This window comes from Aquimarina spongiae (assembly GCF_900141785.1).
Taxonomy (GTDB): Bacteria; Bacteroidota; Bacteroidia; order Flavobacteriales; family Flavobacteriaceae; genus Aquimarina; species Aquimarina spongiae.
Map to the genome: position 1 here is coordinate 354,070 of NZ_FQYP01000003.1, position 24,805 is coordinate 378,874.

Genomic DNA, 24,805 nt, shown 5'->3' on the forward strand with positions numbered 1-24,805 from the left:
GATTTGACACTTTTTCTTTCATTCTACGTCTTTGAAAATATAAACTTCTGTTAAGCGTTTACTAAAAAAAACAAGGGGAAAGTATTTTTATTACTAAATTCGCCACACGTTACATAACCATACAATAATATGAACAATTTCAACTTTAAAAAGTGGAATAAAATAGTGGGATGGGCCATTTTTGCCATTGCTCTATGCGTCTATTCGCTAACCGTAGAGCCAACCGCTAGTTTTTGGGATGCGGGAGAATATATTGCCACCTCCTCAAAATTACAAGTAGGACACCCGCCAGGAGCACCTCTTTTTCAAATGATTGGAGCTTTTGCAAGTATTTTTGCTTCGGATGTAACGCAAATCGCTTTAATGGTAAACCTTACCTCCGCTTTTGCAAGTGCCTTTACCATTTTATTTATGTTTTGGTCAATCACCATTCTTGTAAAAAAGATTGTTGTAAAAGATGAAGAATTCACCAAAAGTAAAGCCCTTGCGGTATTAGGTAGTGGTATTGTAGGATCTCTTGCATTTACATTTACTGATAGTTTTTGGTTTAATGCTGTTGAAGCCGAGGTATACGCCATGGCCACCTGTATATTAGCTGTTCTGTTTTACTTGGGATTATTATGGGAACGAGATATGCATCAGCCTAGAGGAGACAAATGGCTAATACTCATTTCTTTTATTGTTGGATTATCCTTTGGAGTACACTTTATGGGACTGTTATCAATTCCAGCCATAGGCTTATTATACTATTTCAAAAACTATAAAGAGATTACGATCAAAAACTTTGTGATCGCCAATGTAGCAGTAGTCGCCATTCTTTTATTCATATTTAAATTATTACTCCCTTCAACACTGAAATTCTTTGGTGCGGCCGAAGTGTTCTTTGTAAACTCAATTGGATTGCCCTTCAACTCTGGAACAATCATAGCCGGACTAGTCATTATTGCAGCATTCTACTATGGCATTCGATATACCCGTAAAAAAGCGTATACACAATTGAACACTTTATTACTATGTGTAGTGTTCATTTTGGTTGGATTCTCGAGTTGGATTATGCTACCGATCCGTGCCAATGCAGGAACGGTAATCAACGAAAACAACCCTAATAATGCCAGAGAGCTTCTGGCATACTATAACCTGGAGCAATATCCAGAAACACATCTCTTTTACGGGCCGCAGTTTTCTGAAATCTATGCACAACTGGATGAAGACAACCCATACGAGGACGATAAACCAAAGTATGAAAAAGATCTAAAATCCGGAAAATATATTATCGTAAACGACTGGAAAAATGCCAAGCAAAATCTGGACGATGCTCACAAATCCATCTTGCCTCGAATGTGGAGCACCGAGCATATTGCAAATTACATGGACTTTACAGGACCATTACGTTTTACAATAAAACCAGAGTATCAAGACGAAGATGAATTACTAAATGCCGTTACCAAATTTAGAAGGGATTATGCCCAGGGAAAATTAGACAACGAAGACTACAATAAATTTTTACAATCTTTTGGTAATTATATCGATGTCGAAAAACCAGGTTTTTGGGACAATGTATATTATATGTTCGATTACCAAATGGGATACATGTACTGGCGATATTTTATGTGGAATTTTGTTGGAAGACAAGATGATAACCAAGGTAACCTTACTAATCTGGAAGGGAACTGGCTTAGTGGTATTAAATTTATAGATGAGATGCACTTGGGGTCACAGGATAATTTACCTACAGATGCATTAAAAAATAAAGCTCGTAACACTTATTATTTCTTGCCACTACTTCTTGGACTCCTTGGATTTGTATTTATGGCTCAGCGTGATAAAAAGTATTTCTGGGTATTGTTGATTTTCTTCTTGTTTACAGGACTAGCATTAAAAGTATACCTCAACGAAAGACCTTTTGAACCCAGAGAAAGAGATTACGCACTTGTTGGATCTTTTTATGTATTTGCCATTTGGATTGGGTTTGGAGTTTATGCCCTTTTCGATATTTTGAAAAAATATATCACTCCAAAAATTGTGGCTCCAGCAATTACAGTAGTCTGTTTGCTTGCCGTTCCTGTAGTTTTGGCTTCCCAAAACTGGGATGATCACGATCGTTCTAATCGATATACAGCACAAGCAATGGCCAAGATGTATTTACAATCTTGCCAGGAAGACGCTATTCTATTTACCATTGGAGACAATGACACCTTTGCCCTATGGTACGCACAGGATATCGAAGGGTATCGTACTGATGTACGAACGGTAAATACTAGCTTATTTGCGACAGACTGGTATATTGACCAGATGAAAAAAGCAGCTTATGATGGAAAGCCAGTACCTTCTCAATTGACTCATGATTTTTATAAATATGGAAGTAATGATGCTATCTACTATAAACCAGTGACTAATGACACCATGCTCATTAAAAATTGGATGCGTTGGATTGAGACTGATGACCCAAGAACAAAAGGAAATACAGGAAGTGGTAAATTGGTAAACACTTTCCCTACCAAACATATTAGAATCCCTGTAGACAAAGAAGCTGTATTGCGAAGTGGTATTGTTGCGCAAAAAGATGCTGATCTCATTGTTCCTTATATCGATATTCATTTAAAAGGTGATCTACTGTTCAAAAACAGATTGTTAATGCTAGACATCATCGCTAATAACAATTGGGAACGTCCTATCTACTTTACTGGTGGAAGCTATGGAGACGATGACTTTTTATGGATGAAGGATTATCTGCAGTTGGATGGGGTTACTTTTAAATTGGTACCAATACGTACCAAAGTAGATCGTCGTAATCCATTCGACATGGGTAGAATCGACACCGATTTGATGTATAAAAATGTTATGAGCTGGGATTGGGGGAATAGTAATGACCCTAATATCTATCACGACCCAGAAACCAGAAAAAATGCGATTACGTACAGAAGCAATTTAGCCAGATTGGTAGAAGCATTAATTACCGAAGGCAAAAAAGACAAAGCCAAAAAAGTGATGGACTTGGCAATGGATAAAATGCCTATAGAATATTACGAGTATTACACCTTACTTGAGGCATATATAACCGGGTATTATGAGGTAGGAGAAAAAGAAAAAGCTCGTGAACTTTGGCACAAAGTTGCCAAAAAGTACCAGGAGCAACTCACTTATTTTGGTAGTTTAAGCTTAAAAGAACAGTACCAATATGCAGAGGATATTGTGACTAATGTAGAACGTTACCGTAGTGTGGTAGATTTACTACTAATAAATCAAGATCGTGAGCTAATTGAAGAAAAGGCTGAAGAGTTTAATAACTATTTGAGGCTATTTACCAGACTATACTCTTCAGATGAAGAATATGATGATGATAACCTGTTGGAAGAGGAAGAAGACACTTCGCAAACGATACTAAAAGACTAAACATTAAAAAAGACTTCTTTCGAAGTCTTTTTTTTATAATTCTATTGATTAGTAGGGTCCGGATCTCCTGTAGGACCAGTAGTTCCTGGACCACAACCCGTTAAAATACACTTACTCACATAACAATTTGTAAAGTTTTCAGTATATCTTGGACAAGTGGTTAAAGTGCAATAATGCGAATTTCCACCAGTTATTGATCTTGCGCCAAGTTTAGAAATTTTTTGGATTTTAAGTTCTAATTTTTTAGACTTTCTTTTTTTCATTACGTAGGTTTTAAAATGTTACTTTCAAAGATATTAAAAAGCAGTCAAAAAAAGTAGATTGCAAAACAAGTTTTTAATGATGATTCCTTACAAAACTCCTAACATCCTAAAACAGTTATTCCCATCATACGCTTGGGATTTAAAACATAAAGATAAACGCACGCTATATCTCACTTTTGACGACGGACCCATTCCAGAAGTTACCGAATTTGTTTTGTCTTGTTTAAAAGAATACCATGCTAAAGCAACTTTTTTTTGTATTGGAGATAATGTAAAAAAGCATCCAAACATAGCTCGCCAAATTATTTTTGAAGGCCATGTAATTGGTAATCATACGATGAATCACGTAAAAGCCTGGAAAACCAATACCAAAGCATATATCTCAAACACACACGAATGCAAGAACATTATAGAAAAAACCCTAGGCCAGTCTATCTCTAAGCAATTATTCAGACCACCATATGGACAGATTAGCCCCATCAAATACAAAGCCTTACAGAAATTGGGATATCAGATTGTAATGTGGGATGTTTTATCCAAAGACTGGGAACAAAAAATAGCTCCTGAAATTTGCTTACACAACATTATTAAACACACAGAAGAAGGAAGCATCTTAGTGTTTCACGACAGCATCAAAGCTTCAAAAAACTTATATGAAGTATTACCGAAAGTACTTGATTATTTTTCAGGGGAAGGATATACTTTTAAAAGTATGCAGCCTTAAACATATTCTTTCATGAGGCCGATCAAGGTGTTTGCGTCCTGCTCACCACTTTGTCTCCAAACCATCTCACCTCCTTTATAAATCATCAAGGTAGGCAATCCTTTAATTCTCAAAGCAGTTGCAAGCTCTTCGTTCTTATCAACATCGATTTTGATTACTTTCCCTTTATCCCCCATTGCTGCAGCCACATCCTTAAGCACAGGATGCATGGCAATAGAAGGTTCGTTCCATTCGGTATAGAAATCCAATAGAACCGGAACATCAATATCAATTATTTCTCCAAACTTTGACATGTTCAATACTTTTATTTGCTATGGTATGGTAAATAACCACTCGCTAAACTATCGTAAATATACTATTTTCTCAGAATTAAGCAGTTTCTTTACCTTTTCTTAATTCTATGATAGTAATCTCTGGCCAAATCCCTACTCTTCCTGGGAATGCATGGAAACCAAAACCTCTGTTCACATTCAGATAACGTCCTGTTTCATTATACATCCCAGCCCATTGCTTATACACATACTGCACCGGACTCCACCTCATAAAACCAGGAATTTCAATCCCAAACTGAAAACCATGCGTATGCCCACTTAAGGTTAAGTGAAAATGATCATCATGTTTTTTTACCTCATGCTCCCAATGCGAAGGATCATGACTCAGCAACACCTTAAAATCATCCTTAGACACCTTTTCTGACGCCTTGGTCAAATCTCCTGCTTTTTTAAAATTATGCCCCCAGTTCTCGACACCGATTACTGCTATTCGTTCCCCATCCTTTTCGATAAAGGCACTATCATTAAGTAACAGATTAAAATCGATTTTAGTATGTATATCTTTTATCGCCTGAAAATTAGCAGCTTTCTCAGCTTCACTATCCCAGGTCACGTATTCTCCATAATCATGATTTCCTAAAACGGAATACTTTCCATATTTGGGATTCTTGATTCTTTTAAAAGTATCAATCCAATCATCCATCTCTTTTGCCATAGTATTAACAATATCCCCTGTAAAGAGCAAAACATCAGATTCTTGCTCATTAATTAAATCTACTGCGTATTCTATTTTGGCCGGATCATCAAAACTCCCAGAGTGAATATCTGAAATTTGCGCAATTCGAAAGCCATCAAAAGCTGAAGGCAAATCGTCAAAATGCAATACATGACGTATTACTTTAAAATTGTATTTCCCCTTAAAAATCCCATGAAGTAGCCCCGCAAAAGGAATTGCTGCAGCACCTAAAGCGATTTGACTAATAAATTTTCTTCTATCAGGCATATACTGTGCTACATTACCATCAAAAAAAGTATTGGTAAGGTAATTATAACCCGCCACGCACACTCTTATGATATCCTCTCCAAACATAAAAAGTACCAATATCATTTTTGGGACCAACGTTAATAACAACAGACCACTTGCTCTCAAGGAATATTTAGTAGGACCAACACTACGGTCATAGTTTGCAAAAGTATATATCACATAGGCCAAAATCCCTAAAGAAATGACCACATAAATAATTTGAACAATTTGATTTTTCGAAAGCGTCTTAACTGCCTGAAAAGCATAAGTTTCGACCAAAAGAAATATCGTAATAAGGATTAACCAGCGCATATATTATTCTAAATTCATTAACAAGACAAAACTATCTCTCCTTTTTCATATGTCGTTATTTTTAAGTAAAAATTAACGCAATACAATTTTATTATCGTTTATACGTTATAAATTATGTAAATTCATGAGATAAATCTTAATAAATTGTTTCGGAAGTAAAATATTTATTTGTAAATTCGAACAATATTTCCTTTTGGGGCATAAAAATTTAAAAATCTTAAACATATAGTAAAAAAACTACTATCGTATTTATAGCAGTTGATACATTGTTATCAATTTTATTTTGGGGCGAAATGCCGTCAGCTCTTGACGGCATTTCTTATTTATATTTATTACCTATTTCGTCTCGTTTTGATTAATCTTCTTTTTATATTGCGTTTCTAAAATTTCAACTTGTTATCATGTCACAAAAACGTCTTTTTCTGCTCGATGCCTATGCCCTTATCTTTAGAGGATACTATGCTCTTATCAAAAACCCAAGAGTAAACTCCAAGGGTCAGGATACATCGGCCATTATGGGATTTGTGAATTCGTTGTTTGATGTGATTAAAAGGGAAAGACCAGATCATCTGGCTGTTGCTTTTGATAAAGAAGGAAGTCGAGATCGTTTAGAAATATTTCCAGAATACAAGGCAAATCGGGACGAAACACCAGAGGCTATTAAAATTGCCGTTCCTTATATCCAAAATATTCTAAAAGCGATGCATATCCCAATCATTGAGCAAGCCGGAGTTGAAGCTGACGATCTGATTGGAACCATTGCCAAGCAAGCAGAAAAAGAAGGTTACCAAACCTATATGGTGACTCCCGATAAAGATTATGCACAATTGGTATCTGAAAACATCTTTATGTATCGTCCGGCTCGAATGGGTAACGGTATTGAAATATGGGGCATCCCAGAGGTGCAGAAAAAATTTGAAGTAGAACGACCAGAACAAGTGATTGACTATCTGGGAATGATGGGTGACGCTGTGGATAATATTCCAGGATTACCAGGCGTAGGAGACAAAACCGCCAAAAAGTTTATCGCTGCCTATGGCACTATGGAAGGTTTATTGGCTAACACCCACGAACTAAAAGGAAAAATGAAAGAAAAAGTAGAAGCCAATGCAGAACTAGGCCTACTTTCTAAAAAATTAGCCACAATTATTATCGATTGTGATGTAACATTCAATGCTGATGACTATGAACTTTCAGAACCGGACAGTTCAAAAGTCCATGAGATCTTTGAAGAGTTAGAATTCCGAAGACTGAAAGATCAGTTTACAAAGATATTTTCAGGAGAAGCAGCTGCAACTACCCAAGGTACTTCAACTCCAGCTGCAAAAAAATCAAGCAAACAAGCCGGAGCTGGACAATTTTCATTATTTGGAGAAACTGAAGATAGCTCAGAAGCTACTTCGTCATCTAGCCGTAAAACTATTACCAACACAGAACATTTCTATCAAAGTATTAATCCTGGGATGGCAATGAAGTTGTTTTTAAAAAACTTGCTGCAACAGGAGCATGTATGTTTTGATACCGAAACGACCGGTTTGGATCCATTGGTGGCAGAACTGGTAGGAATTGCTTTTTCTTGGGAAGCAACCAAAGGATTCTACATCCCTTTCCCAGAAGATCGCATCGAAGCACAAGCACTTATTGAAGAGTTACGACCATTTTTTGAAGCCGAGCATATTTCAAAAATTGGGCAGAACTTAAAATATGACATCAAAGTACTGGCAAAGTACAATATCGAGGTAAAAGGAAAGTTATTCGACACCATGTTGGCGCATTATCTTATTAATCCGGATATGCGACACAATATGGATGTGCTTTCTGAAACTTACCTCAACTACACCCCGGTCTCTATAACCGAGTTGATTGGAAAAAAAGGAAAAAATCAACTTTCTTTTAGACAGGTTCCTGTAGATCAACAAACTGAATATGCTGTCGAAGATGCCGACATCACTTTTCAATTAAAAGAACATTTTGCTCCAGAATTAAACGAAGCCAAAACCGTCTCCTTATTTGAAGATATCGAAATTCCTTTGCTACGAGTGCTAGCCGATATGGAAATCGAAGGAATCAATCTGGATAAGAAATTCCTGGAATCCCTTTCTAACGAGTTAGATAACGACATCAAAGCTTTGGAAAGCAAAATTTACACAGCTGCCGGTGAAGAGTTTAATATTGCTTCTCCCAAACAGCTAGGTGTGATTCTTTTCGAAAAAATGAAATTGGTAGATAAGCCTAAGAAAACCAAAACGGGACAGTACTCTACTGCAGAAGACGTATTATCCTATTTGGCCAAGGACCATGAGATCATCCAAAGTGTATTAGATTATAGGGGGCTTACCAAACTAAAAAGTACTTATGTTGACGCCCTACCTAACCAGGTTAATGAAACTACAGGTCGCGTTCATACTGATTACATGCAAACCGTTGCTGCCACAGGACGATTGAGTTCTAACAATCCTAACCTACAAAACATACCTATTCGAACAGAGAGAGGTCGACAAGTACGAAAAGCATTTGTTCCTAGAAATGATGACTACACCTTACTTGCTGCCGATTACTCTCAGATAGAATTACGAATTATTGCTGCGCTAAGCGAAGAAGAAACCATGATTGAGGCTTTCCGAAATGGAGAAGATATCCACGCCTCTACCGCTGCGAGAGTGTTTAACGTACCGATTAGCGAAGTGAGCAGAGAACAACGTAGCAATGCCAAAACAGTAAACTTTGGGATCATCTATGGAGTTTCTGCCTTTGGTTTGAGTAACCAAACCAGCCTTTCTCGTGGCGAAGCCAAGGAATTGATTGACACCTATTATAAAACCTATCCTAAACTTCGCAATTATATGAGCGAACAAGTTGATTTTGCTCGAGAAAATGGATATGTACAAACGGTTCTGGGTAGACGTCGCTATTTGAAAGATATCAATTCTGCCAATGCGGTAGTACGAGGCGCAGCAGAACGAAACGCTGTAAATGCACCTATACAAGGTAGTGCAGCAGATATCATTAAAATTGCTATGATCAACATTCATAAAAAGTTGAAGGAAGGCAATTACAAAACCAAAATGCTATTACAAGTACATGATGAACTGGTGTTTGATGTCTTTAAACCAGAATTGGAAGATATCAAAACACTGATCAAAACCGAAATGGAAAGCGCATATCAACTTGCAGTGCCATTGGATGTAGATCTTGGCTTAGGCAAAGACTGGCTGGAAGCGCATTAAAAAGTTATAGCTAACATATATGTTAACTTAAAAGTCAAAAGAAAAAGACCGTCTTAACAAAATTAAGACGGTCTTAATCTATATCAATAGGACCTCAGGATAGTACTTGCTTTACTATTGTCTCTGATATACCAATTCTACTTTTTTGGTTAGATCTCCATCAAAAAGGGTCCATTCATCTGAAGCCAGTAATTTATCCCCATCCACCTGAAAAGTTTGGCTGCTCCCATCTTCATAAGTTATTACTAAAGAGGTATCAGATAGTTGGTAAGAACCATTTTTAGTTTCACCCCCACAGGTAGTCCTCAATTCAGAAGCAGTATCCAAATACCCAAATTCACTGGTAAAATTGTATCCACTGGTAAGACTTTCTAGCACAATACGAGAGTTACCATAACAATCAGTTTCCAGCAGTTCGTTTCTGTTGGCAACATTGTCTCCATTAACATCGATCGGATTATCTGTATTCACTTCGACTAACTGATAAGTTACTGCTGCAAAACCACCAGAATCATCGTCATTAGAACATGATGTTAATAGCACCCCTAAACACGTAACGTAAAAAAATAAGTTTTTCATAGTTTATTAAAATTGATTTGTTTGTTTACCCCCGAACATTACCAACTACCATGCCAATACATTCGAAAAAAACGACTCAACTTCTCTCAAATTAATTAGTAGCTCATTTACAGATTCTTAGAAGAATTTTGTCGCTATGGACTGATTAAATACAAATTTTATATTTATAATTGCGTGAGCAAAACAACCAATACACACGTTTATGGAACAACTTTTTACACTTGACAGCCTTTTTACTCTATTGATGCTTGTATTATTGCAAGCCGTTCTCGGTTTTGATAATTTGTTGTACATCTCTTTGGAATCAAAAAAGGCACCTGCAGAAAAACAAAGCTTTGTTCGAAGAATAGGGGTTGGGTTAGCCATCGTACTTCGTATTGTGTTACTTTTTGCTTTGATGTCATTAATCCAATACTTCCAAAATCCTTTTGCCAGTTTGCGAGATAATGGAATTTTTGAGTTCGAGCTTAATGTTCATGGGCTTATCGTGCTAGGCGGAGGTGTTTTTATTATTTATACAGCCGTAAAAGAGATTTGGCATATGATGATGATGAACGAACATGAAGTTGCACAAAAAGACGTACGCAAAGGCTCTATCAATACAGTAATCTTTTGGATTGTGATTATGAATTTGGTTTTTTCATTTGATTCTATCCTGAGTGCTATGGCACTAACTAGTCATATGGAATATGTACCTCAATTGATCCTGATGTCCATTGCCATCATATTAGGAGGTATCCTAATGATCGTTTTGGCCGATAAAGTTTCGAATTTCCTTCAGAAAAACAGAATGTACGAGGTCCTAGGGCTTTTTATTCTTTTGATTGTAGGAATCATGTTATTATCTGAAGGCGGTCATCTGGCGCATCTATATTTGTTTGGCAACCCAATTACACCAATGAGTAAAACAACCTTTTACTTTGTGATTGTTGTCCTTGTTCTTATTGATATCGTACAAGGTAGATATCAAAAGAAGTTATTGGCGGAAAAACAACATCGAGAAGAGCTACTAAACAAAACAAAGGACAGTAAGTAGAGTTACTATTCTCTTTCTTTCATATCCTTAAAAAATTCATAGTAATTTAGAAAAGTAGGAATCACTGGACCATTAAATGGATTTGGACCATTAAACAATACGCAGATTCCTATTCTGTTTTCGGGGTCTACCATTATTTGGGTTTTGTACTGATTTACATTACCTCCATGATAGATGACTCTTCTATTGTGATAGTCCAGAATCCTCCAACCCATAGCGTAGTACGAATCGGTAACTCCTTCCCATAGGTTAACATAGGTATCTTTATCGCTAGTACAGATCACAGGATTAAAAATCTCCGTAAGCTTTTCTTTAGAAATCACATCCGGACGATACCCTAATAACACCTTTAGATATTCCCCCATATCAGATATTGAAGCATTGACTCCTCCAGCTGCTGCTACATTGTAGTAGTTTTTATGCAAATTATCCAATCGATATTTTTTTGAATAATGATTGTAACTATGCGGTAAAGCAACATCGGGATTGTTTTTGATGGCTGCAAAACTGCTTGAAGCCGTTTTCATACCCGATGGATTAAAAATACGCTCTCTCAACAGTGCCTCAAATGGTGTTCCTGTGTTTTGCTCCATTACTTTTTCGATGACAGAAAACATCGCATTTTGGTACTCATATTCTACACCTTCTCGGGCAACTACTCCTTTTCTCTTGAAATTTTTAATAATCTGATCCAGATTCATTCCTTGCTGAATCAACCTTGTATACGTATATGGGTAAAGTCCAGTGGTATGTGATAGCACATGATGTACATTTAATCTTTTAGCTTGTCCCCGATCTCTAAGATCAAATGACACAACTGTTTCTTTGATGTTTTGATCCCAGGTGATTTCATTACGATCCGCTAGATTACCGGCAAGAACTGCAGTCACTCCCTTGGAGAGACTTGCTATTCTAAAAACAGTATTGACTCCCACAGAATCTTGAGTATGAATCTCCTTTACACCAAACCCTTTTTTGTAGATTACTGTAGAGTCTTTAACTATAACAACCGCTGCCCCTGGACATTCTGAAACATTAAAGTTGGTAGCAAAGAACTTTTCATAATGTTCCAAAAAAAACGACAAAGACTCCTTTTCTGATATTTTAGGTTTTGGTTCGGGTATTGTTTTTTCTTCTGTTGGTTTTGAAGTATTACAAGATATGACACCAACCAACAGAAGAATGTAAAAGTATTTCATATTGCAACAATCTAGAGTGCCGCAATATATGTTTTAAAAATGCTTTTTAAAAAACTTAAAGCACAAACCTATAGGTCGCTTTGATCAAAAAAGTGTTTTCGGGTTGTTTATCCAAAATTTGATTGTTTAGATTCCGAAAAAGATGCTCTCCCGGGTCTCCACTTCCTGTTACTCCCTGAGACCAAACCAGAAATATTTCAGATCCCGGTATGTACTCCCATCGCAACACCAGGTTGGAACGAAACTGCACAAAAGCAAAATCAGGATTATCAAAAGTATAATCCACATCACCATCCCGGTTTTCGTCTATCGAATATTCATCATCGGCAAAAGAGATTTGATCTTGATCATATAGTGTAACTCGCTCAGCAAGGTCTTTGGCAACGGGATTATTGACAAAATTAAAGTCTGTATACCTACCTCTTGAAATAAAAGGTTCCCCATAATATTGTATCGTTAAATTTGGATTGATGTTATAATTCACCCGAATACTGGCGCTTAAGGTTTGCTGATCAATATTTGCCGTGATATACCTGGGAGTTCCACTAAAATCTACCTCGGTCACATACTGAGTTTTATTGGGGTTTTGCCTGAACTGTGGATTAAGAGATAAACTCAACGCATTAAACGGTTGATAATTGAGTCGCACAACATATCTATTAAAAGAGAAGTTATTTTGCTTAGCTCTTGACCCATCATATCCCAGCGTGAAGCTAAATTTTTTCCTTCTATCCGAACCAAAAAACAGAAAAGCAAAATTCTCCTCAGAGAAGCGCCATCTTGGTCCTCCTTGTAAAATAGTATTTGAAAAAATCCTTGGCTTATGCCCAAATCCTGCTTCGGTCCACCAGTTGTTAATGTAATTTATTTCACCTCGAATAAAATATTGGATACGATTGTAATTTCCATCAAAATCAAAAGTTGAAAATTGTTCGGCAAAAATATTTGCCCTTCGATACAACTTTGTAGGTTTCAAAAATAAATATCGAACATTAGCAAACTGACGAATTTCGTCTGCCTGTCTCAAAAACCCAATGTCATTGAGTTCTAATTCTGGTGATCTCCAAAAAATCCCTGCATTGTATCTCCAACGTCCACCACCGGATTTTCCTCCTACTAATTTACCTCCGGTACCTGTAAGTGAGGTTCTATTAGGGTCAACTTCTACATGCCCTGCGTCTGGTCGTTGAAAGTTATGTGTAAGCTCTTGTTGTGTTGCTTCAATTGCCTCCTTGGATCCTTCTACATGACTAAGTACCATATTTCCTTCTATATAATACTTTCTGTCTTTCCAGTTGTGTCTAAAATCGACACCTCCAGAGTAAGCAGATTTCCGAAGAGAGTTCAGATTATTTTCTCTTGTACCCACCAACTCAGAAGTCTCATCTGTATTTGGATCATCACTATCTATTTCGAAAGGATCTCCCAAATCCCGATTTGTAGCCGTAAAAATCCCTCCTATAAATGTATTTCGTTCGTTGAAATCTTTTTGAACCCGTCCAACAAAGTAATTGGTAAGGGGCTCCACTACAGCCTCTCTTTCATTTCCATTCTCATCTTGGATAGTGGCAATCTCCTTTTCAGTAATACTTTCTAACACTCCAATAGACCATCCATTTTTAGTTTTTCCGCTGAATTTTGCAGCTCCCAAAATTGTGGTATTAGTAGGCCTATCTACAAATTCCCCATCTAATTGATTGATGGACCCCTGAGGATTTCTTCCGATTCTTCGGGAATAAAAGACGTTATCAAATCCGTTGGCAAACCGATAGTCAAATATATTTTTGTTCTCTACAAAAAAGGGTCGTTGTTCTCTGAAGAAGATCTGAAATCCATCGAGTGCAATGGCTGCAGGATCAGCTTCTACTTGTCCGAAATCAGGATTTACGGTCAAGTCCAAGGTAAGATCATTGGTGATTCCTATTTTGGCATCAAGCCCCCCATTTAGTTTAAATTCGTCTCCATCCCTAAACGGATTTCCCTCTTCTGCCGGAAAGGTATCAAATTGTGTGACGGCAAAAGGTTGAATTTCTAATTGTTTTTGTGGTTCGATATCGATCAACCCATGTAGCTCTCCAAATTCGCTTACCCAACCAGGAGCATCTTGCGGAATTCGCTGCCAAACCGAACGTTCTTCGTTTCTAAAAAAACGACGATTAACCTGAAGTCCCCAGATTTGTTCTTTACTCTTACCAAACTTTACCTGACTGAGTGGAATCTTTACTTCGGCAGTCCATCCTTCGTCATCGATTTGTGTAGCTGTGTACCAAATCGGGTTCCAACTGCCATCCCAATTATTCCCATTTTGAGAAATAAACTCATCTCCTTTTACACCTGAAGCTGTTATCGTAAATGAAAAACCAGTTCTTTTGTCGTGATAGGTATCTAAGTTAATTTCTACCCAGTCTCCAGCAAAACCATCTCGTCGAGATAATCTTTTTTCAATTTTATCCGGTTCTGTATCATAGCATCGATACGCTACGTAAAGGTACTTTTGATCATACACTATTTTAAATTTGGTCTGTTGAGAAGGCGGTGTATTTTCATCGGGTTGATTTTCGATAAAGTCTCCAGTCCATTCTACAATATCCCAACTGGCATCATCTATTTGCCCATCTATTGTAGGGGGTTCTAGATCTTTGAGAGGTTTAGTGACGTAAATTCTTTTCTTGACTGTACTTGTCGAATCTTGTGCATAAAAGGTACTAGGTACCAATACGAGAAGTACTAAAATATGGGTTACATATTTCATGATGATTAGATGTTTATTGATTGATGTACTTAAAAATGACAGAAATAATTGAGCTTTGTCACACCTGCTGTCATTTTTTAGTAAAAAATTAACACCGAAACAGGCATATCCGTTGATGAAATCCACTAATTAATTCCATTCACACTCACATCTCTGATTACCAATGTATCATCTAATAAAAATAATCTGAATCTGAGGTTTGCTATATAAATATATAATCGTACATTTGCACCCCTATTTTATATAGGAAAAGGAATGTTTAATAAGTAAAATTAATTAGTGTGGACACATTAAGTTACAAAACAGTATCTGCTAATCAAGGCACCGTGAATAAGGAATGGTTGCACATAGATGCTGAAGGACAGACTTTAGGACGTCTATCTTCTGTAGTTGCAAAACTACTTAGAGGAAAGCACAAACCTAACTTTACCCCACACGTTGATTGCGGTGATAATGTTATCATTACCAATGCCGAAAAAATCAACTTAACAGGAAAAAAGTGGACTGATAAATCTTATATCCGTCACACAGGATATCCTGGAGGGCAAAGAAGTCTTACTGCTCAGGAGTTATACGAAAAGAACCCAGAGCGTTTAATCGAAAAAGCGGTAAAAGGAATGCTGCCTAAAAACAAATTAGGAGCTGCTTTATTCCGTAATTTAAAGGTATATGCTGGAGCAGATCACAATCAGGACGCTCAGCAGCCTAAAACTGTTAACTTAAACGAATTTAAGTAATGGAAGTTATTCACAAAATTGGTCGTAGAAAAACGGCTGTAGCTAGAGTATATCTTAAAGATGGCTCTGGAAAAATTACGGTTAACAAAAAAGATCTTAACGACTACTTTACTACCGCTCCTTTACAATACAAAGTAAACCAACCTCTTATGCTAACTAGCAATGAGGACAAGTTTGATGTAAATGTAAATGTTTACGGTGGTGGAATTACAGGTCAAGCTGAAGCAGTTCGTTTAGCTATCTCTAGAGCGGTATGCGAACTAGACGAAGAAAACAGATCAATCCTTAAACCAGAAGGATTGTTAACCAGAGATCCTAGAATGGTAGAGCGTAAGAAATTCGGTCAGAAGAAAGCTCGTAAGAAATTCCAGTTCTCTAAACGTTAATTTAATAAAACTGTATTTGTTGTTACCTCGTTTTTATCGAGGGTTAGTTTAGCATCTAAATGCACGAGGCCATATCAAAAGATAGCCACTTGAGCATTGCTAATTCAACAGAACGTAAACTATTACAAAAATGGCAAACAATATCGAAGTAAAAGAGTTACTTGATGCAGGTGTACACTTTGGACACCTAACAAGAAGATGGGATCCTAACATGGCACCATATATTTATATGGAGCGTAATGGAATCCACATCATCAATCTATATAAAACTGCTGCAAAAATCGAAGAAGCTTCTGAAGCTTTAAAGAAAATCGCAGCGTCCGGCAGAAAAATTCTTTTTGTTGCGACAAAGAAACAAGCTAAAGAAATCGTTGCGGAAAAAGCAAGTAAAGCAAATCAGCCATACATTACTGAAAGATGGCCAGGTGGAATGCTTACTAACTTTGTAACTATCCGTAAAGCCGTTAAGAAAATGGCTGCAATCGATAGAATGAAGAAAGATGGTACTTTCAACACACTATCCAAAAAAGAGCGTTTACAGGTAGATCGTTTAAGAGCAAAATTAGAAAAGAACCTTGGTTCTATCTCTGATATGACTCGTTTACCTGGGGCCTTATTTGTTGTAGATATTACTCGCGAGCACATCGCAGTAAAAGAAGCTCAGAAATTAAACATTCCTATTTTTGCAATGGTGGACACAAATTCTGACCCACGTCAGGTAGATTTTGTAATCCCTGCAAATGATGATGCTTCAAAGTCTATCAATAAAGTAATGGACTACGTTACGGATGCTATTGTTGAAGGTTTGAACGAAAGAAAAGCTTCAAAAGATGCGCCTAAAAAAGAAGCTCCTGCCAAAAAAGAAGCTCCTGCAAAAGAGGAAGCTGCAGTAGTAGCTGAAGCTGCAAAACAAGAAGAAGAATAAACGAAAATATCGTTTAGCAATCTTTACAGTTACAGGTTAAGTATCATATAATTCTTAACCATAACATAAAATTGACGAGTCGTTTGGTTCTTTACTTTTGCAGTAATAACTAAACGACTTGTTGTTTATTAAAAAAACACATTACACATTAAATTTTAAAGGTATGGCAAAGATTACAGCCGCAGAAGTAAATAAATTAAGAAAAGCAACAGGTGCTGGAATGATGGATTGCAAAAAAGCACTTGTAGAAGCTGAAGGTGATTTTGATAAAGCAATTGAAATCCTTAGGAAAAAAGGACAAAAAGTTGCTGCGAACAGAGCTGACAGAGAATCTACTGAAGGTGCTGTTATTGCAAAAGTAAACGACTCTAAGAACAAAGGAGTAATCGTTTCTCTAAACTGCGAAACTGATTTCGTAGGAAAAAACGAAACTTTCGTTTCTTTAGCGCACGAACTTGCAGAATTAGCATTAACCGCTTCTTCAAAAGAAGATTTACTTGCAAAAGACTTTAATGGAATCTCTGTTCAGGATAAATTGACTGAGCAAACAGGTGTGATTGGAGAGAAAATAGAAATCGGTGATTTCAGAATATTAGAAGCTCCATTTGTAGGATCATATATCCACGCAGGTAACAAAATTGGTGTATTAACTGGTTTATCTCAAAGTGCTGATGGTGCTGATGCTGTTGCAAAAGATGTGGCTATGCAGGCTGCAGCGATGAACCCGGTAGCATTAAACGAAGATGGTGTTGATCAATCTGTAATCGACAAAGAAATCGAGATTGCAAAAGATCAATTACGTCAGGAAGGAAAGCCAGAAGAAATGCTTGACAATATTGCAAAAGGTAAAATCAAACGTTTCTTTAAAGACAACACACTAGTAAACCAAGCGTTTATCAAAGACGGTAAGCAAAGCGTTGCAGACTATGTAAAAACATTAGGAGATGTAAGCGTTGTTGGTTTTGAAAGAGTAGCTTTAGGATAGTCATTGGTTTTTGACTTCATAAAAAATAAAAACCGCTTCATATTTGAAGCGGTTTTTTTCTTCTTCATTATTGAAATATCTTTTCCGTCTTTTAACTCATAAGACCCTAAGATCTTATCCCCCATTATTAAGACTAACCCCCATTAGCCTAAAAAAAGCTTAAAGACTACATCAAAATATTTCTCATCCCTACACTTTTTTGTTTTCCTTATTGCAAACCTATAACATAAATCAGCACAGATCAATACCCATTGCAGGGGAAAAACACCCTTTTTTTATAGAACCCAGCAAACTTTAACATTTCAGAATTATTTCAGAAAGCTTTACCTTTATTAATCAAAGTATTTTCTAAATTGATAATATCATTATATTTGCAGCACAGTTCAAAACAGCAATGAAATACAAAAGAATATTACTTAAGTTATCTGGCGAGGCCCTGATGGGTGAACGCCAATATGGTATTGATCCAAAACGATTGGCAGAATATGCTGATGAAATCAAAAAAATTATAGATAGAGGAGTTCAGGTAGCCATCGTAATTGGTGGAGGTAATATTTTTAGAGGTGTAGCAGGAGCCAGTAAAGGAATGGACAGAGTGCAGGCAGATCACATGGGAATGTTAGCCACTGTTATTAACGGTTTAGCGTTACAAAGCGCCTTAGAAGATGCCGAAATCCCAACAAGACTACAATCCGCAGTAAAGATCAATGAAGTAGCCGAACCTTTTATTCGACGAAGAGCATTACGTCACCTAGAAAAAGGAAGAGTTGTTATTTTTGGTGGAGGAACCGGTAACCCTTATTTTACCACAGACTCTGCTGCTGTATTAAGAGCCATAGAAATCAATGCAGATGTAATCCTAAAAGGAACACGTGTAGATGGAATATACACCTCGGATCCTGAGAAAAATGCGGACGCCACAAAATTCGACTTTATTACTTTTGATGACGTACTGAGCAAAGGACTAAAAGTAATGGACACCACTGCATTTACATTAAGTCAAGAAAACGAATTACCAATTATTGTTTTTGATATGAACAAATCCGGAAATTTATTAAAGGTTGTTTCTGGAGAAGCCGTTGGTACTCAAGTAAATCTTTAAAATCACAAACCATCTCATCAAAGTTGTTTTTGGTAAGACTTTTGATTGGTTAATAGAAAAGCATCGAACTATGAACGAAGAAATAGATTTTATTCTGGATTCAACAAAAGAATCTATGCAAGCAGCAATAGCGCATCTAGAAAAAAAACTACTTAATATTAGAGCCGGAAAAGCTTCTCCTGCAATGCTGGGTGGAGTTTTGGTTGAATATTACGGTTCTCCAACCCCGCTTAATCAAGTAGGAAATGTTACCACTCCGGATGCACGAACTATTACTATCCAACCTTTTGAAAAATCTTTGATACCAGAGATAGAAAAAGGGATTATGATGGCCAATCTTGGGTTTAACCCAATGAATAACGGGGAAAGCGTGATTATTAATGTTCCGCCACTTACTGAGGAGCGTCGTAGAGAACTAGTAAAGCAAGCCAAATCTGAAGCTGAAGATTCTAAAGTTGGTGTTCGTAATGATCGAAAGAATGCCAATAACGAAATCAAAAAGCTCGAAAAAGAAGGACTTTCAGAAGATATGGCCAAGAACACCGAGGTGGATGTTCAAGAGCTTACCGACGCATATATCAAGAAGATAGACGAGATGCTATCTCACAAAGAGAAAGAAATCATGACCGTATAACTCTTATGATATACGATAATAATATCTTAATGCGTTTTCTATATGGAAACGCTTTTTTGTATATTCGTTTTTTTGAACCTCGTCCTTATAATGCGAAGTAAATTATTTTGTTTTTTATTTTTTACGCACTTTGTCGTCATATCCCAAGTTAGCATTAGAGGAATTGTAATTGACGAAGTATCTAAGCAACCCCTTCCTTTTGCCACTGTAAAAACTGAACGAGCTTCTTACGCCTTGACTTCGGTAAATGGTGAGTTTGTAATACGCTGTAAAACCACTCCGGTTAAGCTAACCGTAAGCTATTTGGGATATCAATCCAAAACCATACAAGTTACTGCAGAAGGCAAAGAAAATGTAAGGATAAGCCTAGTAGCTGCCGAAGAAGATCTGGGCACAGTAAATGTTAAAGATCAAGAAAATGTAGCTTCCAAAATCATTAAAGAAGCGATCCAAAGAAAAAAACAAAACGATCCCAAAAAATCACTTCAAAATTATTCATACAAAAGTTACAATAAGTTTAAGATTACCGAGGACAACCAGGCCCTATTGAAAACTCAGGATACTGCCCGAAGTGATATAGAACGTATTTTTAATGAAGCCCATTCCTTTTTATCCGAAAAAGTAAGTGACCATCATTTTAGAAAAGGATTAGAAGAAAAAGAAACTGTTCTTGCTACTCGAATGACTGGCTTTGAAGAACCTGTCTACAATGTTCTGGGGATTAAAGTGCAATCCAATTCATTATACAACGAAGATTACACTATCTTCAATAATAAGTTTATTGGCCCTTTATCCAATAGAGCCCTGCGTAACTATTACTACAAAGTGCTCGATACCACTCAGGATGAACACCCCGCCTTTGTGATTTTGTTTCAGCCCAGAAAATCAAAAAATTATGCCAGTCTAGAAGGAGTATTATATCTGGACGTAAAAACCTTAGCAGTCCAAAAAGCGATCATTGAGCTACGAGGAGAGCTTAATGTAATGGCCAGGCATGATTTTGACTATTTCAAGGAACAAGAAAGCTGGTTTCCTACCAGTAAAGAAATTACAATTAGACCCGGAAACGGAAGGCAAAAAGTGACGCTTTTTGGCGGAAGAATTTCGGTAGGACGTCTAGGTATCGATAAAAAAAGTTTTACCGGGAACAATGATTTCTTGGTCTCAAAGACAGACATTTTTGATATCAAGCTAAATACCAGTGATAACGACGTTACTTCAAATTTACCAGCAATAAAAATTGATCCAGAGGCTAATCATCGATCTGAAGAATTTTGGAATCAATATCGAACAAGTGCTATAACCGACAAAGACCTTAACTCTTTCCCCGTAGTGGATAGTATCGTAAAGGCTCAAAATATAAAACGCAGGATTAATGTTATTCAAAGTTTTAATGTAGGGTATTATCCTGTAGGTTTTTTTGATTTTGATCTTACCTACCCTATCAAATACAACAATTTTGAAGGATTGCGTCTGGGAGTAGGTGGATTAACAAATAATAAATTGTCTGATCGATTTAGACTAGAAGGCTATCTGGTATATGGATTTAGAGATTCAAAATCCAAATTTGGAGTGGGTGGCGGAGTATTGGTGAACAAAAAAACCACCTCTTGGTTGAATATCAATTATACAGACGACATCAGAGAGGTAGGAAGTTTTATGTACCTTACCGATCGCAGGGTCTATTCGCTATTCGAACCTCGATTGGTCAATATCGATTTCTACTACAAACACCGAACCTGGAGCACAAGTTTACAACATCAAATATCACCCAAACTGCTTTCTGAAACCCAACTATCGGTAAGTAACATTAATCAAACAGGGGGCTATCAATTTATAAATGATGGAACGGCTTTTTCTGGGTATAAAACCGCAGAAGCTACTCTTGCATTGCGATGGAGTCCTTTCAGTCGTTTTTTGAAAACCCCAACGGGCCTTAAAGAAATTCAGGATGGATATCCCAAGATTACCGCACAATATACCCAAGGATTTAAGGGCATATTCGATAGTAATTTTAGGTATAGCAAAATAGGAATCAAAGCAGAATACATTATCAACCGTATCAATCAATCCAGTACCAGTATTTTACTGGAAGGAGATTTGGCGACCGGGGATGTTCCATTAACACATCTGTATCATGCGTATCCCAATGCACCAACAAAAGAAACTGTTTTACAACGTTTTTCGGTGGCAGGAAGAAGGACATTTGAGACCATGTTTTTTGGTGAATTTTTTAGCGACAGACTCGCCACTTTACAGATCAAACACAGAATTGAACCCGTTAAAATTACAAGTTGGTTTAAGCCAGAGGTAGTTTTTATTACCCGATACGCCTTGGGTGATGTGAGCAATATTCAAAACCATCAGGGAGTTGAGTTTACTTCTTTAAAAGATCTATATCAGGAATCTGGTTTTGAAATCAATAAACTATTCGCCGGTTTTGGTTTGAGTTTTGCCTATCGATATGGAGCCTACCACTTACCTGATGTTGCAGATAATATTTCGTTTAAGTTCACATTCTATTTGAAACTGTAATTATTTTCAAAATTAAGTATTTTCTTTACACGAATTCGTAAACAATAACTATCCAAATCATTACATTTGCATCTGGAAAATAAAGGAATGGCAAAATTATTCAGTTTTGGTTTTTGGAATGCGTTAGCTGGAATCATCCTCCGTAACAGAGCAGCAATTTTTATTGTTATAATAGGGATCACCGTTTTTCTTGGATTTCAATGGAAAAACATGAGATTTTCTTATACCGAAGCCAATCTTCTACCCGATGACCACGAAGTAAATATACAATACAACCAATTTCTTGATAAGTTTGGTGAAGAAGGGAATCTGATCGTTTTAGCCGTAAAAGATAGCACTCTTTTTACTCCCGAAAAATTAAAAGCCTGGAATGCATTTAATGAATCCTTTAAGGCTTTCCCAGAAATTGATTTGGTAGTTTCAATTGGGGATCTCAAAAAATTAAAGAAAGAGGACAATCCCCCAAGATTCGAATTGATTCCTTTTATAAAAGACTCGACCTACTCTGAAGAGCAAGTTTCTAAATACGAATATGAGCTTTTTAATAAGCTACCTTTTTATGAAGGCTTAGTGTTTAGCAAAAATTCGCATACGATCCAAAGTGCTTTATATCTCGATAAAGAAATAGTAAACACTCCCGTAAGAAAGGATTTCATTATGAATACCCTGCAACCCATGGTTCAGGATTTTGAAGCAAAATACAACCTGGATATTAAGGTCTCCGGTATGCCCTACATACGTACCTTGAATTCGCAAAACATTATGGATGAAATTTTAATTTTCATCGTTGCGGCCTTGCTGGTAACTTCTCTTATCTTTTTCTTTTTCTTTAGATCATTTAGGGCAACGTTCATATCTATGACCGCAGTAATCATTGGAGTTATGTGGGCGTTTGGTCTTTTGGGTCTTCTGGAGTATGAGATTACTGTGCTTACTGCTATCATTCCACCCTTGGTGATTGTAATTGGTATTCCGAATTGTATTTTCTTAATTAATAAGTATCAACAAGAGATAAAAAAACATGGGAATAAGGCCAAATCGTTACAACGAGTGATTACCAAAGTTGGGAATGCCACCTTAATGACCAACGTAACTACTGCAGCTGGTTTCGCCACTTTCGCCTTGACAGAAAGTAAGCTTTTAAAAGAATTCGGAATCGTTGCGTCACTCAATATTGTAGCGCTATTTATTCTTTGTCTTTTGGTCATTACGATAATTTACAGCTACATGCCGCAACCCAAAGAACGACACCTAAAGCACTTAGGTAAGCGATGGATAGAAAGGCTTGTGGACTGGATGGAGAATATGGTAAAAAACAGAAGAGTTACCATTTATTTTTCTTCCGTTATTATTTTGATCGCGAGTATTATCGGGATTTATACAATCAAAGTATCGGGTAGTTTGCTCGAAGACATGCCAAAAGGTGCTGGTTTTTTTCAGGATATTCTGTTTTTTGAACAAGAGTTTGATGGCATCATGCCTTTGGAAATATTGGTAGACACTAAAAGAAAACAAGGAGTTTTAAAACTTCCTACGTTGAAGCGAATGGAGAAGCTACAGGTACTGTTGGAAGAGACTCCAGAGCTATCCAAACCCATCTCTATTGTTAGCTTAGTAAAGTACTCCAAACAGGCTTTTTACAACGGTAATCCAAAGTATTATCAATTACCTACCAGCCAGGAACGAAATTTTATCCTTCCTTATGCGAAAAGTTTTGAATCTGAAGCAGGAGTCATGCAAAGCTATGTAGATTCTACAGGACAGTATGCAAGAATCACTACTTTTATGAAGGATGTAGGCACCGAAGAAATGGAACGGATCGAAGCCGCTCTTTTACCTCAAATAGCAAAAATATTCCCCGAAGATCGATATACCATCACCTTCACGGGTAAGGCCTTAGTTTTCCAGAAAGGAACAAAATATCTTGTATATAATCTGATATTCTCTCTAGGTCTTGCCATATTTTTGATTGCGCTATTTATGGCGTGGATGTTTAGGTCTTTTAAAATGATTATCATCTCATTAATTCCTAACTTACTTCCGCTGCTGATGACTGCTGGACTTATGGGATTCATAGGGGTGCCGATAAAACCCTCTACCATTCTTGTTTTTAGTATAGCATTTGGAATATCTGTAGATGATACTATACATTTTCTTGCCAAATATCGTCAAGAATTAAAATCCAATCATTGGAGAATACGAAAATCTGTTTTAGCATCCCTGAGAGAAACTGGGGTGAGTATGTTTTATACCTCAACCGTTCTGTTTTTTGGATTTTCGGTGTTCTTAATCTCCAGTTTTGGAGGCACTAAAGCTTTGGGAGGTTTGGTATCTACCACCTTGCTTTTTGCAATGCTCGCCAACTTGTTATTACTTCCATCACTACTCCTTTCTTTAGAACGAAGTATTGCCAACAAGAAAACACTAAAAGAACCTAAACTAAAAATCATCCCTAACGAGGAAGAAATCACCAATTCTGAAGAAGAATAAAAAATAAAATAACTTCATAAAAAAAGCCCCGTTAGTAAACTAACGGGACTTCTGTAAGATAGATTACCCCAAAACCTATCGAACTAAACTTAACGTAAACACAATCGTCATAATTGCATATGCAAGATACTGCCCCTTTTCGTATTTTAAAATAGCCTCTAGGGGGGAAAAATCCCCTTTTTTATCAATATGCATGAATTTTAACATTATTTAAACAAGTAAAAATTAAC

Annotated in this window: 18 protein-coding genes; 12 read left to right on the top strand and 6 right to left on the bottom strand. The window is 36.8% G+C overall.

Going from position 1 to position 24,805, the window contains the following annotated elements; all coding sequences use genetic code 11:
- Positions 1-129: 129 nt before the first annotated feature.
- Positions 130-3,393, top strand: coding sequence for a glycosyltransferase family 117 protein (locus tag BUE24_RS08965; protein ID WP_073315658.1), 3,264 nt, complete (start codon positions 130-132; stop codon positions 3,391-3,393).
- A 41-nt stretch (positions 3,394-3,434) separates the two neighbouring features.
- Here the strand turns inward: BUE24_RS08965 and BUE24_RS08970 are convergent, their stop codons facing one another.
- Positions 3,435-3,656 (bottom strand): hypothetical protein, encoded by a 222-nt coding sequence (locus tag BUE24_RS08970; RefSeq protein WP_073315659.1) that lies wholly within the window; start codon positions 3,654-3,656, stop codon positions 3,435-3,437.
- Positions 3,657-3,732: 76 nt separating this feature from the next.
- Here BUE24_RS08970 and BUE24_RS08975 point away from each other — a divergent pair, with 76 nt between their 5' ends.
- On the top strand, positions 3,733-4,380 hold the full coding sequence (locus BUE24_RS08975; protein ID WP_211483314.1) for a polysaccharide deacetylase family protein: 648 nt from the start codon (positions 3,733-3,735) through the stop codon (positions 4,378-4,380).
- Here the strand turns inward: BUE24_RS08975 and BUE24_RS08980 are convergent.
- Positions 4,377-4,679 carry a thioredoxin family protein gene (locus tag BUE24_RS08980; protein WP_342039425.1) on the bottom strand — a complete coding sequence of 101 codons (303 nt, stop codon included), beginning with the start codon at positions 4,677-4,679 and terminating at the stop codon, positions 4,377-4,379. The genes BUE24_RS08975 and BUE24_RS08980 overlap by 4 nt on opposite strands.
- A 70-nt stretch (positions 4,680-4,749) precedes the next feature.
- Complete coding sequence (locus tag BUE24_RS08985; RefSeq protein WP_073315661.1) at positions 4,750-5,988, bottom strand: metallophosphoesterase; 1,239 nt, start codon at positions 5,986-5,988, stop codon at positions 4,750-4,752.
- A 398-nt stretch (positions 5,989-6,386) separates the two neighbouring features.
- Here BUE24_RS08985 and polA point away from each other — a divergent pair, with 398 nt between their 5' ends.
- Complete coding sequence (gene polA / locus BUE24_RS08990) at positions 6,387-9,215, top strand: DNA polymerase I (RefSeq protein WP_139241951.1); 2,829 nt, start codon at positions 6,387-6,389, stop codon at positions 9,213-9,215.
- A 114-nt stretch (positions 9,216-9,329) separates the two neighbouring features.
- Here the strand turns inward: polA and BUE24_RS08995 are convergent, their stop codons facing one another.
- Positions 9,330-9,794, bottom strand: a complete 465-nt coding sequence (locus BUE24_RS08995) for a hypothetical protein (RefSeq protein ID WP_073315663.1) — start codon at positions 9,792-9,794, stop codon at positions 9,330-9,332.
- Positions 9,795-9,996: 202 nt separating this feature from the next.
- On the opposite strand from BUE24_RS08995, the gene BUE24_RS09000 reads away from it, so the two are divergent.
- Complete coding sequence (locus BUE24_RS09000; RefSeq protein ID WP_073315664.1) at positions 9,997-10,830, top strand: TerC family protein; 834 nt, start codon at positions 9,997-9,999, stop codon at positions 10,828-10,830.
- Positions 10,831-10,835: 5 nt separating this feature from the next.
- Here BUE24_RS09000 and BUE24_RS09005 read toward each other — a convergent pair whose 3' ends face one another.
- Positions 10,836-12,029 (bottom strand): serine hydrolase domain-containing protein, encoded by a 1,194-nt coding sequence (locus BUE24_RS09005; RefSeq protein ID WP_073315665.1) that lies wholly within the window; start codon positions 12,027-12,029, stop codon positions 10,836-10,838.
- Positions 12,030-12,084: 55 nt separating this feature from the next.
- Positions 12,085-14,781 (bottom strand): DUF5916 domain-containing protein, encoded by a 2,697-nt coding sequence (locus tag BUE24_RS09010; protein WP_073315666.1) that lies wholly within the window; start codon positions 14,779-14,781, stop codon positions 12,085-12,087.
- Between the two features lie 281 nt (positions 14,782-15,062).
- Here BUE24_RS09010 and rplM point away from each other — a divergent pair, with 281 nt between their 5' ends.
- From rplM to BUE24_RS09050, 8 genes are all read left to right on the top strand, one after another.
- Positions 15,063-15,518, top strand: a complete 456-nt coding sequence (gene rplM / locus BUE24_RS09015) for a 50S ribosomal protein L13 (protein ID WP_073315667.1) — start codon at positions 15,063-15,065, stop codon at positions 15,516-15,518.
- Positions 15,518-15,904: a 30S ribosomal protein S9 gene (gene rpsI / locus BUE24_RS09020; protein ID WP_073315668.1), complete on the top strand. Its 387-nt coding sequence runs from the start codon at positions 15,518-15,520 to the stop codon at positions 15,902-15,904. The genes rplM and rpsI overlap by 1 nt, the downstream gene beginning before the upstream one ends.
- A 130-nt stretch (positions 15,905-16,034) precedes the next feature.
- Positions 16,035-16,829: a 30S ribosomal protein S2 gene (rpsB, locus tag BUE24_RS09025; RefSeq protein WP_073315669.1), complete on the top strand. Its 795-nt coding sequence runs from the start codon at positions 16,035-16,037 to the stop codon at positions 16,827-16,829.
- A 163-nt stretch (positions 16,830-16,992) separates the two neighbouring features.
- Positions 16,993-17,814: a translation elongation factor Ts gene (gene tsf / locus BUE24_RS09030; RefSeq protein WP_073315670.1), complete on the top strand. Its 822-nt coding sequence runs from the start codon at positions 16,993-16,995 to the stop codon at positions 17,812-17,814.
- Positions 17,815-18,208: 394 nt separating this feature from the next.
- Positions 18,209-18,916, top strand: a complete 708-nt coding sequence (gene pyrH, locus BUE24_RS09035) for a UMP kinase (protein ID WP_073315671.1) — start codon at positions 18,209-18,211, stop codon at positions 18,914-18,916.
- Positions 18,917-18,986: 70 nt separating this feature from the next.
- On the top strand, positions 18,987-19,550 hold the full coding sequence (gene frr / locus BUE24_RS09040; protein ID WP_073315672.1) for a ribosome recycling factor: 564 nt from the start codon (positions 18,987-18,989) through the stop codon (positions 19,548-19,550).
- Between the two features lie 90 nt (positions 19,551-19,640).
- Complete coding sequence (locus tag BUE24_RS09045; RefSeq protein ID WP_073315673.1) at positions 19,641-22,085, top strand: DUF5686 family protein; 2,445 nt, start codon at positions 19,641-19,643, stop codon at positions 22,083-22,085.
- 87 nt (positions 22,086-22,172) lie between these two features.
- Complete coding sequence (locus BUE24_RS09050) at positions 22,173-24,575, top strand: efflux RND transporter permease subunit (protein WP_073315831.1); 2,403 nt, start codon at positions 22,173-22,175, stop codon at positions 24,573-24,575.
- Positions 24,576-24,805: the final 230 nt, after the last annotated feature.